The sequence below is a fragment of the Sorangium sp. So ce590 genome, from assembly GCF_051521365.1.
In the GTDB taxonomy this organism is placed as follows: domain Bacteria; phylum Myxococcota_A; class Polyangia; order Polyangiales; family Polyangiaceae; genus Sorangium.
In genome coordinates this window covers 3,626,007-3,641,730 of record NZ_CP150346.1, presented here as the reverse complement: position 1 = coordinate 3,641,730, position 15,724 = coordinate 3,626,007, and the positions used below count along the sequence as shown (strand labels likewise).

The 15,724-nt window shown below is 75.6% G+C and carries 7 protein-coding genes; 3 read left to right on the top strand and 4 right to left on the bottom strand.

Going from position 1 to position 15,724, the window contains the following annotated elements:
- Window positions 1-238 precede the first annotated feature (238 nt).
- A complete protein-coding gene (locus tag WMF28_RS13820; protein ID WP_437602663.1) occupies window positions 239-3,373 on the top strand; it encodes a PD-(D/E)XK nuclease family protein in 3,135 nt (1,044 codons plus the stop codon).
- The gene (locus WMF28_RS13815) at window positions 3,370-7,332 is read left to right on the top strand and encodes a UvrD-helicase domain-containing protein (protein WP_437602662.1); all 3,963 of its coding nucleotides are present in this window, start codon (window positions 3,370-3,372) and stop codon (window positions 7,330-7,332) included. Before WMF28_RS13820 ends, WMF28_RS13815 begins: the two co-directional genes overlap by 4 nt.
- A 71-nt stretch (window positions 7,333-7,403) precedes the next feature.
- Here WMF28_RS13815 and lon read toward each other — a convergent pair whose 3' ends face one another.
- From lon to WMF28_RS13795, 4 genes are all read right to left on the bottom strand, one after another.
- Window positions 7,404-9,818 (bottom strand): endopeptidase La, encoded by a 2,415-nt coding sequence (gene lon / locus WMF28_RS13810; RefSeq protein ID WP_437602661.1) that lies wholly within the window; start codon window positions 9,816-9,818, stop codon window positions 7,404-7,406.
- A gap of 52 nt (window positions 9,819-9,870) precedes the next feature.
- On the bottom strand, window positions 9,871-10,716 hold the full coding sequence (locus WMF28_RS13805; protein WP_437602660.1) for a hypothetical protein: 846 nt from the start codon (window positions 10,714-10,716) through the stop codon (window positions 9,871-9,873).
- A gap of 109 nt (window positions 10,717-10,825) precedes the next feature.
- On the bottom strand, window positions 10,826-12,787 hold the full coding sequence (locus WMF28_RS13800; RefSeq protein WP_437602659.1) for a hypothetical protein: 1,962 nt from the start codon (window positions 12,785-12,787) through the stop codon (window positions 10,826-10,828).
- Window positions 12,787-13,782: a PEGA domain-containing protein gene (locus WMF28_RS13795; RefSeq protein ID WP_437602658.1), complete on the bottom strand. Its 996-nt coding sequence runs from the start codon at window positions 13,780-13,782 to the stop codon at window positions 12,787-12,789. Before WMF28_RS13795 ends, WMF28_RS13800 begins: the two co-directional genes overlap by 1 nt.
- A gap of 151 nt (window positions 13,783-13,933) precedes the next feature.
- Between WMF28_RS13795 and WMF28_RS13790 the strand changes: the two genes are divergently transcribed.
- Entirely contained in the window at window positions 13,934-15,676 is a 1,743-nt protein-coding gene (locus WMF28_RS13790) for an OmpA family protein (protein WP_437602657.1), read from the top strand.
- Window positions 15,677-15,724 lie beyond the last annotated feature (48 nt).

Here is a 15,724-nt window from a genome sequence, read left to right as displayed (position 1 = left end):
TCAACAGGCTTTTCAACACGCTTTCCGAGCTTCCCACAAGAATTCCCACATTCTGCGGGAGTTTTTCAACAAGCCATGCGCCCGGCGGAGGTTGCGAGGGGACGGATGCATGAAGTAAAGCCTGTGCGGTGAGGTATCCCTTGCCGGACGAGCATCCACGCGCGCCGGCGCCCGCCCAGCGTCCTGCCGCGTGGGGCGCCTGCGCTTCCCAGGAGCGGCAGCTGGCCGTCTCGTGGTGGTGATCAGGACATCCCTGCTCATCGTCCCGACCGAGCGACACGTCGAGCGCGAGCTCGCCGCGCTCGACCTGCGCGACCCGCGCGCCGCGGGTCAGGAAGTCCGTTCACGGTGGAGCTTTGTCTCCGAGGCGCTCGCCCTGCTCGCACCGGACGTCGCCATGGCGAGCCCGCAGGCGACCCGCCTCGCCACGCGGCTCGCCCTCGATGCGCTGCCGCCGGATCGGCTCCGGCAGCCGCCCGAGCCCGCCGCGCGCGTCGCGCTCGCGCACGCCCTGGACCGCGCCCTCGGGAGCTTCCGGCGCGCCGGGACCTCCCCGGCGGATCTGCGGGCGCTCGGCACCGCTTATGCGCTCGCCATCGCCGAGGTCCTCGAGCGGGCGGACGCTGCCCTGCATGTGGCGCACCTCGTGGATCCGCGCTGCGCAGGGTTCCTGCTCGCGCGGGCGCTCCGAGCGGCCGGCGCGGCCAGCGCGCTGCCGCTCCCGCGCAAGGTCACGATCCGCGGCGCCGTCGCCTGGGAGCCCGACGATCTCGCCTGGATCGAGGCGCTCCACGCCGCCGTCCGCGCGCGGGACGGCGCGGGCGTGACCGTCGAGCTGCCGGCGCTCCAGGGCGACGGCGCGGCGGCGGTGGCCGACGCGCTGGAACGGCGCTGGGCCTCGCTCGACGATGCGCCGGAGATCGCGTGGGTGCCCGACCGAGAGGCGGAGCCGCTCGCCGCGATCGGCGCGAGGACCGCGGAGGGCGAGGCGCGCGCCGCCGCCGCCGAGGTGGCCGCGGCGCTCGGCCGCGGGGTGCCGCCCGAGCGGATCGCCGTCGTCGTGCCCGCGCTCGACGACGCCGCGCTCGAGCCGCTCCGGGCCGCGCTGGCCGACGCGGGCGTCCGCTTCTCGGAGCCGCGCGGCCGCGCCGCCGCGAGCTGCCCCGACGGGCGCGTCGCGCTCGCGATCCTCCGCCTCGCCGTGGGCCCGGTGCGCCGCGAGCAGGCGATCGAGATCCTCCGCGCGCCCGGGGTCCACGCCGGCGCCTGGATGGACCGCGCCTCGGTCGCCGAGGCGGAGAAGCGCTCGGCCGACCTCGCCCACCGGCTGCGCGACGTGCCGGTCGAGGTGGATCGCACGGGCCGGCTGCTCATCGAGAGCCTCATCTCGGTCGTGGCGGCCCGCCGCGAAGGCCGCCGCGCGGGGCCGCCGCGGACCGCCGGGCGGGGCGCGCGGCTCGAGGAGGCGGAGCTCGATCTCGGCCTGGCGGCGCTGCACGGCGTGGGCGACGCGCACGGCGATGACGACGATGAAGCGTGGATGCCGCACGCGCTCGAGCGGCTGCTCGCCAGCGCCCGCTGGATCGGCGAGGCGACGACGCGGCCCGAGATCGTGCGGCGCTTCCTGTCGCTCCTCGACAAGCTGAGCTTCGGGGAGCCCGGCGTCGAGGAGCTCCGCGCTGCGCTGCGCGGCGATCGGCGGAGCGGCGGCGCGATCGCGCTCGAGGCGATGGGTCAGGGCGCGCGGGCCGCGCGCGCGATCCGCGAGCAGGCCGAGGCGCTCGCGCGGGCGGCGCGCGATCTCGGCTGCGAGGACTGCCCCGCGTCCGCGGCGGAGGTCTACGCGGAGCTCGATCGAGCCGCCGGCGAGCAGGGCGCGGGGCCGCGCGGCGACGCGGGCCGCGCCGGCGCCGTGCGCGTCGACGTCGCCGCCGGGGTCACGGCGCTCGAGCACGACGTGGTGGTGGTGACCGGGCTCGAGGCGCGCGCCTACGGCGGCAGCCCGGGCGCCGACGAGACGCTGCTCGGCGAGGCGCTCCGCGCGAGGCTGCCGGCGCCGTGCCGCCCCGCGTCGGGGCGCGAGCGCCAGGCGGCCCAGCGCGCGGAGCTCGGCTGGGCGCTCGCCGGCGCGAGGAGCGTCGCCCTCTGCTTCACGCGGGGGGACGACAGCGAGCCGAACGAGCCGCACCCGCTCTTCGCGGCGGCCGTCGCGGCCGGCGCCCCCCAGCGGACGGAGCCGGCCTCGCGCGTCGCCCCGGACGCCGCGACGCTCGGGCCGCGCGACGCGGAGCTCATCGCCCTCGCGGGCGGCGGGCGGCCGGCGGCGGACATCGCGGAGCGGATCCGGATCGAGCGCGCCCGCGCGGACTTCTTCCTGGATCCGCGGGCGCCGATCGACCTCCACACGGGGCGGGTCTCGCTCGACGAGGATCCCGCGCTCGGCGCGCAGCTCCGGGCCGCGATCGGCGGGGCGCACCCCGACAGGCCGATCGCGGTCACCCACATCGAGCGCGCCGTGGGCTGCGCGTTCGCGGGGTTCGCCCGCCGCGTGCTGCACGTGCACCGCGCGGAGGACCTCGCCGAGTCGGCCGACGCGCGGGAGCGCGGCACGCTGATCCACCGCGCCCTGCAGGCGTCGTTCGAGGCGCTGCGCGAGCTCGGCCCGGACCGCGATCCGGCCGAGCAGCTCTCGGCCGCGCGCGCGGCGGCCGAGGCGGCGCTCGGCGCCTCGGCGCCCATGGCCCCGCTCCGCCGCGAGGCGGTCGAGAAGGCGATCGCCGACGTGCTGGAGGTCGTGGTCCGCGCCATCGACGGGGAGGAGTCGTCGCCGGAGCTCCGCTTCTTCCTGGCCGAGCGGCGCTTCGGCGCGGGTGAGCCGGCCCCCTGGCAGCCGCTCGAGCTCCCCCCGTCGGACGACGACGCGGAGGGCACGGCGGGCGCGCCGAGCCTGTGGGTCGACGGCCAGATCGACCGGATCGATCGGTCGACCGATCAGCGCGTCGTGCGGGTCGTCGACTACAAGACCGGCAAGCTCCCCGAGGCCAAGGAGCGGCGGCGGGCGCTCCAGCTGCCGCTGTACAGCGCCATCGCGGCGCGCGCGCTGGGCGCGGAGGAGGTGCGCGCCGTCTACATCGGCGTGCGCCAGCGCGGGCTCATCGAGCTGTGGCCGCGCACGGCCGAGGAGCAGCGCGCGCTCGCCGAGGGCTGGGCGGAGGCCGCGCGCACGGCGCGCGCGGCGGTCGTCGCGCTCTGGGAGGGCAAGGCCGCGCCGCGGCCGGCGCTGGCGACGATGTGCGCGCGCTGTGACGCGCGCGATGTGTGCCGGCGGCCCGCGGTCGTGCCGATGGACGAGGCGGCGGAGGAGGTCGCGTGAGCCCCGCGCCGCACGGGGCGGAGCTCACCGAGGGCGACGCGCTCATCTACGCCTTCCGCCGCAACGTCGTGGTCGCCGCGAGCGCCGGCACCGGCAAGACCCACCGCCTCACGGCGCTCTACGTGCTGCTCACGCTGGGCCTCACCTCCGCCGGCCAGCCCGACGCCGCGTCCCCCGCGCCGCCGGTGCCGCCGGACCGCATCGTCGCGACGACGTTCTCGCGCGCGGCGGCGCGCGAGATCGCCCACCGCATCGAGCGGTCGCTCCGGGAGATCGCCCGGTGGGACGGCGAGGCGGACATCCCCTTCGCCGACATCCTCCGCGCGCGGCAGGCGGCGGTCGCCGCCCCGCGCGGCGCGGGCGGCGGCGCAGCGCTGCCCGTGGCCGAGCTGCGCAAGCGCGCGGAGGAGGCGCTCGCCCGCCTCCCGGCGGGGCGCATCGACACGCTCCACGGCGTCGCCAAGCAGATCGTGGACCGGCACGCGATCGCGATGGGGCTCTCGCCCTCCGCCCGGATCCTCGACGAGGAGGAGGCGCAGGCGCTCAGCGACCTCGCGGTCGACGAGGCGCTGAGCCGCGCGTTCGCCGAGGGGGGCGAGCGCGCCGAGGCCGCGCGCGCGCTCGTCGCCGCGACGGGCAGCGTCGAGGCCGCGCGGAGCGAGGTCACGCGGCTGCTCGACCGGCTCGACGAGGACGGCCTCGCGCCGCGCCGGCTCTCGCTGCCCGACCACGCCGCCGAGGCTAGCGCGCTCGCGCGGGAGCTCCACCGCCTCGCGGCCGAGAGCGCGGCGCTCGGCAGCGCGGCGTTCCGCGAGCCGGCGGCGGCGCTCGCGGCGGCGCTCGGCCGCGAGGGCGGCGCGCCCTTCCCCGCGAGCGCGGCGAGCGCCCCGCTGGTCGAGCTGCTCACGCAGCGCAGGCCGCACAAGAGCAAGTGCACGCCGGCCGACGAGGCGCTCCTCGCCTTCCGGGAGGCGCTGCCGGGTGAGACCCACCGCGACAAGGCGCAGCAGCTGCTCGGCTTCCTCCGCGAGGCGCCGGCGCTGTCGCGCCGCGAGGCGCGGATCGTCGATCTGCTGGAGGAGATCCGCGAGCGGCTCTCGGCCATCCGCCGCACCGAGGGCGGCCTCGGGTTCGGGGACCTCCTGCGCGCCGCCCGCGACGGCCTGCGCGACGATCCGGCGATCGCCGACGCGGTCCGCGGGTCGGTCGACGTGCTGCTCGTCGACGAGTTCCAGGACACGAGCGCTGTGCAGCGCGATCTCGTGTACCTCCTGCGCGAGCGGGACGACGCTGCGCTGGCGCGCCCGGCCGGCGTCGCCCCGACGGCCGCCGGCCTGTGGGGCCATGGGCTGTTTCTGGTCGGCGATCGCAAGCAATCCATCTACGGGTTCCGCGGGGCCGACGTGTCGATCTTCTGCCGCGTCTGCGCGGAGCTCGCGGGCGCCGCCGCGGGCCGCGCGCTCGAGCTCTCGCCTTCCCTGTGGTCGCCCGAGCCGAGCGCCGATTTCGTCGCGCTCCGCGAGAGCCGCCGGTCGACGCCCGAGCTGCTCGCGTTCATCAACGCGTTCTCGGCGCGCGATTTCGCCCAGGACCGCGCCCTCGAGGCGCGCGACGGCAGCCCGGGCGCGCCGCGCGAGTTCGAGATCGCCTACAGCGCGGCGGAGCACCTCGTCGCGGCGCCGGGCGGGGCCGCGCAGGGCCCGACGGAGGTCGCGCTCATCGACGACGACGGCAGCGCCGCGGACGGGGTCGACGCGCTCGTCCGCGACGCGCGGGGGCAGCTGCGTGAGGCGCTGATCGCGGCCGCATACATCGCGCGGCGCGTCCGCGGCGCGGGCGCGGCCGAGCAAGCGGGCGGCGATCTGCGCTTCCGCGACGTCGCCGTGCTCGCCCGGCGCCGGAGCACGATCCCGCTCGTCGAGCTCGCCCTCGCGCGCCTCGAGATCCCGTACGTGGTGGCGGGTCGCGCGCTCTTCGATGCGGCCGAGGTGCGCGACGTGGCCGCGATCCTCCGCCTGCTCCTCGACCCGCGCGATCGACTGGCGCTCGCGACGGTCCTTCGCGGCCCGATGGTGGCGCTCTCCGACACGGCGCTCGCGGTCCTCGCGCCTCCTGGCCGCGGCCTCACGGTCCCGCTGCTCGGCCGCTGGCCGAGCGCCGCCGGGGCGCAGGGGGGCCGGGCACCCTGGCCGGAGGACGATGGGCCCGGCGACGCGCGCCCCCTCCCCGCGCTCGCGCGGCTGTCCGCGGCGGATCGCGAGCGCCTCGAGGCGTTCCGCGCCCGCTTCGCCGGGCTGCGCCGCGCGGCGCTCCGCTCGACGCCTGGCGAGGCGATCCGCGCCGCGGTCTCCGCGTTCGATCTCGACCGCGTCCTCGCCGCGCTCCCCCGCGCCCAGGCCCGGCTCGGCAACGTCGATCGGCTGATCTCCATCGCCCGCCGGCGGGGGGGCTCGCTCGCGAGCTTCGCCCGCTGGCTAGAGCGCCGGATCCGCGACGAGGCGGACGAGCCGGAGGCCGCCGTCTTCTCACCCGAGGACGACGCCGTGCGGCTCACGACGATCCACGCCAGCAAGGGGCTCGATTTCCCGGCCGTGGTGCTCCTGGATCTCAACGCGGAGCCCCGCGCGGATCTGCCCGGCCTGAGCTACATCCCCGGCGCGAGCGACCGCCCAGCCGCGCTGCTCGTGCGCCACCACGCGCGGCGCGTCGACAGGTCGTCGCGGCTCGGCTCGCTCCACGACGTCGAGGGGTCGGCGCACGGGCCGTCGTTGCCCCTCAGCACGCCCACGCTCCACGCGGCGCGCGCCGAGGCGCGGGCGCGGGAGCGGGCCGAGCGACAGCGGCTCACGTACGTCGCGATCACCCGTGCCCGACGCGAGCTCGTGCTCGTCGGCGCCGCGGTCAAGCCGCGCGGCGGCTCGGCGTGGCTCACGCTGAAGGGGACGGCGAACGCCGAGGCTCCCTCGCCGCTCGCCGGCACGATCGGCGCAACGCTCGAGGCCCGCGCGTTGCTCGCGGAGGCCAGGCCGCCGGCGCCTGGCACCGACGCTTACGCGCGCGCCGCGCCGCTCCCCCGGGCCGCGCCGGCGACGGAGCCCGCGCGCGCGCAGATCGTGCTGATCGCGACCGCGTCGCTCGCGACGCTCCAGGCGTGCTCGCGCCGCTTCCGACTGAGGCACCTCCTCGGGATCAGCGAGCCCCCGGGCGAGGGTCAGCTCGGCCTGTTCGACGTCGAGGGCCCGCCTGAGCTGCCGGGCGAGGAGCGTGTCGAGCTCGACGACGGCGCCGACCCTCGCCCTCCTGGCCGCGCCGCGCACCGCGTGCTCCAGCGCTGGCCGCGCGCGCGCTGGGGTGAACCGACCGAGGCTGCGGACGTCGTCGCGCGGCTCGCCTTCGAGGGGCTCGCGCCTCATGGCCCGGACACGCCGCGCATCGCCGAAGGCATCGCCCGCTTCCTGGGGGGGCCCTATGCGCGGGAGGTGCGCGGCGAGGAGGCGGCGCTCCTCCGGGAGGAGGCGCTCGTGCTCGATATCGACCCCCAGAGCGCCGGAGAGCGGCGCGGGGCGAGGCTCGCGCTGGCGCTCGCGCTCGATCTGGTGGTGCTGCACCCGAGCGGGCTCGTCGATGTCATCGAGTACAAGCGCGCGCGACCTCGGGCGGATCTCGCGCCCTACGAGCTCCGCCTGCGGGCGTACGCGCTCGCGTTGCGGAGGCGCCATCCGGACCGCCCGATCCGCGCGGGTGTGCTGTTCGTCGGCGCCGAGGTGGAGCCCGTGTGGCTCAAGGCCTCGGGCCCCGTGGGCTCGATCGCCGACGAGGAGCATGCGCGGTTCGAGCGCGAGCTCGCCCGGCTCGCCGAGCGCTTCTCCGAGGCGGGGGCCGAAGGTCGCTTCGACGGGATCCCGGTCGAGGCGTGCCGCAGGCTGCGCTGCGGGTTCGTCCGCGCGTGCCACGGTTAGCCGCCGCGCGGGCGCGGGCCGCGGCGCGCGCGAGGCCGCGCTCCTGGGCCGACCCGCCCGGAAGCTCCCGCTTACGCCCCGGCCTGCTCCTCGACCTCGTCCGCCGACGCGCTCTGCACCGGCGCGCGCCGCGGCGGCTCCAGGACGAGCGGCAGGATCTCTTCCATCGAGGACACCATCGTGATCATGACCTGGTCCTTGACGTCCTGCGGCACATCCTCGAGGTCGCGCCGGTTCTTGGCCGGGATGAGCACGTGCCGGATGCCGGCCCGGTGCGCCGCGAGCAGCTTCTCCTTGATGCCGCCGACCGGCATCACCCGCCCGCGCAGCGAGATCTCCCCCGTCATCGCGATGTCGCTGCGCACCGACGCGCCGAGCAGCAGCGACGCCACCGCGGAGAACATCGTCACCCCCGCGCTCGGCCCGTCCTTCGGCGTGCCGTGCTGCGGGATGTGCACGTGCAGATCGATCTCCTTGAGCCACTCCGGATCGAGGTGCAGCCGCTCGGCCTTGCTGCGCACGAAGCTCACCGCCGTGCTCGCCGACTCCTGCATCACGTTCCGCATGTTGCCGGTGAGCACCACGTTGCCCTTGCCCGGCATCTTCGTCGCCTCGATGAAGAGGATCTCGCCGCCCGCCGGCGTCCACGCGAGGCCGGTCGCGACCCCGGGCTGGAGCGACCGCTCGGCGAGCTCGGGGCGGTGCTTGTGCGGACCGAGCACCTGCTCCACGTGCTCGGGCGCCGCCACCTCGCGCACGTCTTGGCCCTCCGCGACCTTCACCGCCGTGGAGCGACACACCGCCGCGATCTGCCGCTCGAGACCGCGCACCCCCGCCTCGCGCGTGTAGTGATCGATGATCGCCGCGATGCCCGGCTCCGTGAACTCCAGCCGCTCGTCCGTGAGCCCGTGCGCCGACAGCTGCTTCGGCACCAGGAACTCCCGCGCGATCCCGAGCTTGTCGGTCCGCGTGTAGCCGGGCACCTCGATGACCTCCATGCGGTCGACGAGCGGCCCCGGGATGCCGTCCCAGTTGTTCGCCGTCGCGAGGAACATCACCTGCGACAGATCGAACGGCAGGTCGAGGTAGTGATCCTGGAAGGTCGAGTTCTGCTCGGGATCGAGCACCTCGAGGAGCGCGGCCGCCGGATCGCCGCGCAGATCGACGCCCATCTTGTCGACCTCGTCGAGCACGAGCACCGGGTTCTTGGTCCCCGCCTTCTTGAGCGCCTGCAGGATGCGCCCGGGCAGCGCGCCGACGTACGTGCGCCGGTGCCCGCGGATCTCCGCCTCGTCGCGCACGCCGCCGAGCGCGATGCGCTCGTAGCGCCGCCCCATGCTGCGCGCGATCGACTTGCCGAGCGACGTCTTGCCGACGCCGGGCGGCCCGATGAAGAGCAGGATCGGCCCCTTCTTGTCCGAGCGGAGCTGCCGGATCGCCGAGTACTCGACGACCCGCTTCTTCACCTTCTCCAGCCCGAGGTGATCCTCGTCGAGGCAGCGCCGCACGCTCTCGACGCTGAGCTTGTCCACCGTCGTCTTGGACCACGGCAGATCCGCGATCCACTCGAGGTAGGTCTTCGTCACGTTGAACTCGGCCGACTGCTGCGCCATCGAGCGCAGCCGGCTGAGCTGCTTGCGCACGACCTTGTCGACCTCCGCCGGCACCTTGGCGCGGCGGATCCGCTCGCGGAGCTCCTCGATCTCGTCGTCGTCGCCGCCCTCGCCGAGCTCCTCCTTGATCGACTTCATCTGCTGCCGGAGGATGTACTCGCGCTGCGATTTGCCCATCTCCTCCTGCACCATGGAGGAGATCTCCTTCTTCACCCGCAGCACCTCGAGCTGCCGGCCGACCATCGCGAGCACGAGGCGGACGCGCGCCTTCACGTCGAACGCCTCGAGGATCTCCTGCTTGTCGCCGACCGACGCCTGCGCCTGCGGGAAGTTCGAGGCGATGAGATCCGCGAGCGCGCCGGGCTCGCGCACGTTGTCGAGGATGCCCGCGGTGTCGCGCGGCAGGTTCGGCATGAGGCCGAGCACCTCGCGCGTCGCCTCGCGCAGGCCCGCGCCGAGCGCCTCGAGCTCCACGTCGCGCACGAGCGACTCCGGGATGCGCTCGATCCGCGCGCGCATGTACGGCTCCAGCGAGAACGCCGCCTTCATGCGGAAGCGGCCGAGTCCGTTCAGCACGACCGAGTAGTTGTTCGGGCCGAGCCGGATGACCTTCACGACGCGGGCGATGGTCCCGACGGAATAGAGCTCCTTGAACGTCGGCTCATCCACGTCCGGCGACCGCTGGCTGATCACGCCGACAAGCGCGCGCTCGCGGCCGAGGAGATCCTCGACGAGGCGCACGCTCCGCGGCCGGCCGACGTTGATCGGCACGACCGACATGGGGAACAACACCGAGTTGCGGAGCGGGAGGATCGGGACGCTGTCGGCGTCGGGCGAGGGGGGCGTTCGCGAAGGAGGATCGCCGGTCGGCATGCAGACAACCCTAGTACAGCGCTCTTCTCGAAGCCATGACGCGGGCGAGCCGCTAGAAGTCCTTGATCTTCCAGACCCCGTGCTCGCGCGTGAAGGCGACCGTGCCACCGGCGCCGTACGCCATCGAGGCGCTGTCCCCCGTCTCCTCGATGGTCGCGGTCGGCAGCGCCGCCTTGATCGCCTGGACGACCCGGTTGATCTGCTCCTTCTGCGGCCCCTCCCAGGCGGCCTTCAGCTTCTCGGGGGTGAGCTGCGCCGCGCCCGCCGCGCCCCTGACCGTCCCGGGCCGACCGCCAGGCTTCTGCGCTGCGTCAGCGCCCGCGCTCCCCGCCGCGCCTCCGGGGGCAGCGGGCTGCGCCGTGCCCTCCCCGCGCAGCGCGCCCGCCTCGCCGAGATCGCCCGCCTCGCCGGGCGCGCCGCCCGCCGGCTCCACGAGGCCTTCCTTCTCGGCGTCGGGAACGTAGCGCATGATGATGTCGTAGCGCTTTCGCTCGAACGCCCGCAGGAACCCCACCAGCGCCTGCCGGGGCGTCGCCTGGCCGTAGAGATCGACCGCCGCCGCGTCGAGCCGCCAGCGGCCCCCCTCGAAGACGAGCAGGAGCTCCTCGCCGTTCGGCATGGTGACCGTCGCCGTCACCACCGGATCGGCCGCGGGCCGCGCGATGGCGCGGGCGATCTCGAGCGCGTCGTCCGGGTTGTCCCGGACCGCGCGCCGGAAGGCCTCGAGCGACATCGACCGCTTGGCCTCGTCCGAGAGCAGCCGGTAGGCCGCGTCGACGCGCCCCTCCTGGAGCGCCTGCGCGTACGCCCGGAGCGTGTCGCTCGGGCCCTGCTGGGCATAGCTCGATCCGCACGCGGGGAGCGCGAGGGTGAACAGGAGAAGGGCCGTGCGCTTCACGGGTCGGGCCATAGCACACGCGGCGCCGAGCGCGCAGGCGCCGAGCGGCGCGAGCCCGCCGCGAGCCCCGCGCCGCGCGAGCGCGCGCCCCCGCGGGCCGCGGTCACCGTCACTTCGCGCGCTTCAGGATGGCCCCGTCCTTCACCGGGGTGCCGTCCTCCTGATCCGGCGATCCCTCGTTGATCCAGTAGACCGTCGTCTCGTCCAGCGCGATGTCGCCGGGGCGCTTCTGCTGCGAGGCGAGCACCTCCTGCTCCCCGCCGTCCTTCGGCATGCGCACGACCGTCCCCTCGTCGCGGCGCGTCCAGTAGACGTGCTCCGCGTCGACCGCGACGCCGTTCAGCTGGCCCTGATCCGACGCGATCTCCTCGGGCTCGCCGATCGCCTCTCCGCTCAGGTCGACCCGGAAGACGCTGCCGCCCTCGAAGCTCGCCCAGTAGACCGCCACCGCGTTCCCCTGGGCGTCCACGTCGAGCGCGATCTCCCGCGGGGTGAGCTGCTCGGCGGCGATCGTATGCGTCTCCGCTCGCACGCGGCACGCCACCGCGCCGTCTTGCTGGCCCAGCGTGCCCTGGTAGGTCCAGCACACGGCGTCCGCCGCGCTGGCCACGCGGTACGGGGACGCGAACGCCGAGCCGGGCGGCATGAGGTCCTCCGGCGTGCCGAGCTCGACCTCGGCGCCGCTGCCGCTCAGCAGCGCACGGAAGACGCCGCCTCCCCAGAGCTCGGTCCAGGTGAGCGCGTCGCCGGAGAGCGAGAGCCCCTCGGGCTGCTTCAGATCCGCGAGCAGCACGCGCGGCTCGCCGCCCGCGAGCGGGGCCGCCATCAGGGTGCCGTCCCCTGCGTTCGTCCAGAAGGCGAGCTGCCGCACCTCGTCGATCGCGAGGTCCCTCGGCGAGGCCTGCGCCGCGCCGAGGGACAGCGGCTCGCCGCCGCCCGGCGGCGCGGTCTTCAGCTCGCCGTCCGCCCGGGCCATGCCGGCCTCGTCGAAGGTGGTGCCGGAGATCCAGGCCACGCCGCCCGCGGTCACCCGCAGCGACACCGGGTGGACCTGCGCGACCGCGACCGGGATCGGCGCCGATGCGTCAGGCCCCGTGTAGTGCCCTCCACCCGACGCCGACCACGGGCCGCACGTCGGCAGGTCCGTGCCCTTCTTGCGGCACCTCCCCTCGCCTGCGTCCGCGATGGCGATCCCCGCGAGCTTGCCCTGTTGCGCTCGCTTGCACACCTCGGGGGGCAGCCGGAGGACGTTGCCGTCCTCGACCCGGAAGCCCGCGTCGCTCTCGGCGTCGAGCGGGACGTAGCACGCGCTCTCGCCGCAGATGCCGCCGCCCTGCGTGAGGAGCGCGACGTTCACCTCGCCGCCCGGCGCGTGCGCCACGCAGTCGCCGGGGTTCGCGGCGAACCGCTCCAGATCGACCGGCGCCGACGCGGCGGCGGCGAAGCACTGGACGGTGTCGAAGCAGAGCCCGTCGCTGTCGCCGTCGCCGCCGCCGAACACGGCCTTCGCCTCGAACACGGGCAGGGCGCGCGAGTCGATCTCGCGCGGCACGCACGAGCCGGCGACGCAGCTCTGGCCCTCGGGACAGCTGTTCTTGACGAGCACGTTGCCCTGCGCGTCGCGCAGCGCGTTGCCATGCTCGTCGCGCTCGACCTCGGCCGAGCCGTCGCACAGAAACTGGATGGGCATGTGGAGGGTCGCGGTGCGGCCCTCGGGCACCGTCGTGAGCACCTCGCGGAGCAGGCGCACCCCGTCCTTGCCGCCGCGGCTCGCGATGACGCGCACCCGGAGCGCCTGCGCAGGATCGTCGGGGGTAAGGAAGCCGAGCGTGGCCGGCAGGCGGATCGAGCCCTCGCCCCCGAGCCGCTCGAAGGTCTCGTCGTAGACGATGGACCCGTCGAGCGTCGCCTCGACCCGGATCGTGTCGATGTCCTTCGGCAGCGACATGTCCGTCTGGAAGACGACCATGAGCTGCCCCTTCTCCCCGCCGCAGGACGCGACCCCCGCCGCCCCCGCGAGCGCGAGGAACGCCGCCGCCATCGACATCGAGCTCGTCCGCTTCGTGCGCATCAGCGTCTCCCTCCAAATCCGAGCGGAACGGTGCCGAGGCTGCCCTGCTCCGCCGGCGTCCCCGGCTCGACGAGCAGCGCGCCGGCGATGAGCGCGCCGGCGAAGATCGCCGCGCCGCCGCCGATCCAGAGCCACTTGCTCGCGCCGCCCGGCCCCGGAGCGCGCTCCAGCGAGACGTCGATGCGGCGGAGCTCCTCGTCGCGGACCAGGACCTGCACCTCGTGCGGCATCATCCCGGGCGCGGTCACGCGCAGCGCGTGGGTCCCGCTCGCCACCGAGCCCTCCCAGCGGCCCTTGCCCGCCACCTTGCCGTCGATCGCGATGAGGTCGTCCCGTCCCGCGGCGACCACGAGCCGACCCCGGTGCACCGCCCGGTCGAGCCGCGCCACGAGGGCGATGCTGCCGCCGCCGACCACCTTCTCCCGGCGGACGAAATCGACGAAGCCGGGCTTCGACACGCGGATGCGGCGCTCGCCGATGTCGATCGGCACCGGCGCCGCGAGCGGCGTCGTCCCGACCGGCTCGTCGTCCACGAACACCGTGGCCCCCGGCTCGCTGGCCACGATCTCGAGGCGCGACACGAACGCCCCGGCGGCCTGGATCAGGTCGGCGATGTCCTGCTTGTCGCGGGCCGACAGCGCGGCGCCCGCCTCCGCCGCCATCCGGCGCAGCGTCGCGAGCATCTTCGCGTAGCGCCGCAGGTTCTTCTGGCAGAGCGCGGTCTTCCAGAGCAGGCGGTGATCGCGCGACAGCTCGTAGGCGCGCTCGAACCGCGCGAGCGCGCCCGCGTAGTCGCCGTCGTCGAACAGCGCGGCGCCCGCCCCGTGCTCGGCCCTGGCCATCCCGGTCAGCGACTCCGCGAGCGGCTTGTCTGCGGGCGCGGCGGGCGCGGGCTGGGCGGGCGCGGGCTGGGCCACCGCGGCGCCCGCCGCGAGCCCCACGCTGAGCGCGGCCACGATGGCGCACCCCCACTGGCCCGGACGCTTCCCTCGCATCGATGCTCCTTCTGGCGGAGGCAGGGCTCGCAGGGCCGCGCTCCGCTCAGCGCGATGCTAACCGATGCGCACGCCGGGCGAGCAACATGGAAACGTTGCGGACAAATCGCCTTTGCTCCGCTTGCGCTCGCGAGGATACCATCCGGCGCCCATGAGAGGCCTCATCACGGTGGGCGCGGCGCTCGCGAGCGCGCTCCTCGGCATCGCCCTGGGCGCATCGTCCGCCCGCGCGGAGGGGCCCGGCGCCGTCGCGCTGAGCCGGTTCGAGCCGACCCCGCCGGGCGACCCGCTCTTCGGCGTGCCGTCGCCGTTCATCGGCGGACACCTGGTTCCGCGCGGTCTCGTCCTGTTCGATCACGCGGAGGACCCGCTCACCCTCTCGGACGGCGCCTCGCCCGAGCGGGTGATCGTCGGCGGCCAGTCGCACCTGCACGTCGGCGGCTCGCTCTCGCTCTGGGATCGGCTGCTCGTCTCGGCCTCTCTCCCGCTCGCGCTCGCCCAGAGCGGCGACGGCCCCGCGGCGGCCGCCGACGCGGGCGCGCCCGAGGCGCCGTCGTCCCCCGCGCTCGGCGACCTGCGCCTCGGCGTGCGCGTCCGGCTGCTCGGCGACGAGCGCGACGCGCTCCAGATCGGCACGAGCGCGGCCCTGCACCTGCCCACGGGCAGCTCGGACGCGTACGTCGGCGAGGGCGCGGTGCGCGTGACGCCGCAGCTCCTGCTCGGCGGGCGGGTCGCGCGGGTGGTGTGGAGCGTCGCGGGCGGCGCGGTGATGCGGAGCTCCGAGAACCCGTCGACGCTCGCGTACGGCGGCGGCGCGGCCGTGCTCCTCTGGGACGAGCGGCTGCAGATCGGCCCGGAGGTGTACGCCGAGACGATGCTGCAGGGCGGCTCGCTGTCGCTCACCGCGCGCGAGCGGGTCGCGGTGGAGAGGACCACGAGCGCCGAGCTCCTGCTTGGCGCCCGGCTCCGCCCGCTCGCGGGCCTCGTCGTCGGGGCGGCCGCCGGTCCGGGCCTCGGGGAGGCGATCGGCGCGCCGTCGTTCCGCGCGATCGGGACGGTGGCGTGGGCTCCGCCTGCGCGCCCTCCCGTGCGCGCGGCGGACCCGGACCCGGACGCGGACGGCATCTCCGGCGCCCAGGACGCGTGCCCGTACACGCACGGGCTGGCCAGCGCCGACGCGCGGCGAAACGGCTGCCCCGTGGAGGACCGGGACGAGGACGGCGTCGCCGATCCGGACGACGTGTGCCCCGACACGGCCGCAGGCGGCGGGGGCGGCGATCCGGCGCGGCGCGGCTGTCCCGCGGACCAGGACGGCGACGGCCTGCCCGACGCGCTCGACGCGTGCCCGGCGGAGAAGGGCGACGCGGCGGGCGGCGCGACGCGGCCGGGCTGCCCCCGTGCGGCGCCGAGCAAGCCCGCGGATCAGGACGGCGACGGCCTGCTGGACGACGTCGATGCATGCCCGCGCGAGAAGGGCCCGGCGAGCGAGGACGCGACCGCGCGGGGCTGCCCGACGCGGGTGCGGGTGCAGGGCGAGCGGGTCGTGCTGCTGGAGCCCGTCGTGTTCCGCGTGCTGAAGAACGATCCGGCGCCGCTCGATCCGAAGAGCGAGGCGGTGCTCGCCGAGGTGCGCGACGTGATCGCGCAGCACCCGGAGTGGGTGAAGATCGAGGTCTCCGCGCACACGGACGGCGCCGGCAATGCCCGGCTCAACGAGACGCTCTCGACCGCGCGCGCGGAGGCGGTGCGCAGGTGGCTCGTCGAGAAGGGGATCGCGGCCGAGCGGCTGCTCGCAAAGGGATACGGGACGAGCCAGCCGATCGCGGACAACAAGAGCGCGGCCGGGCGGGAGAAAAACCGGCGGATCGAGCTCCTGGTCCTGGAGACGAAGTGATCCGCGGGCGGCGGCAACCGCGCAGCGCTGCGGCGATGACGAGCGCGA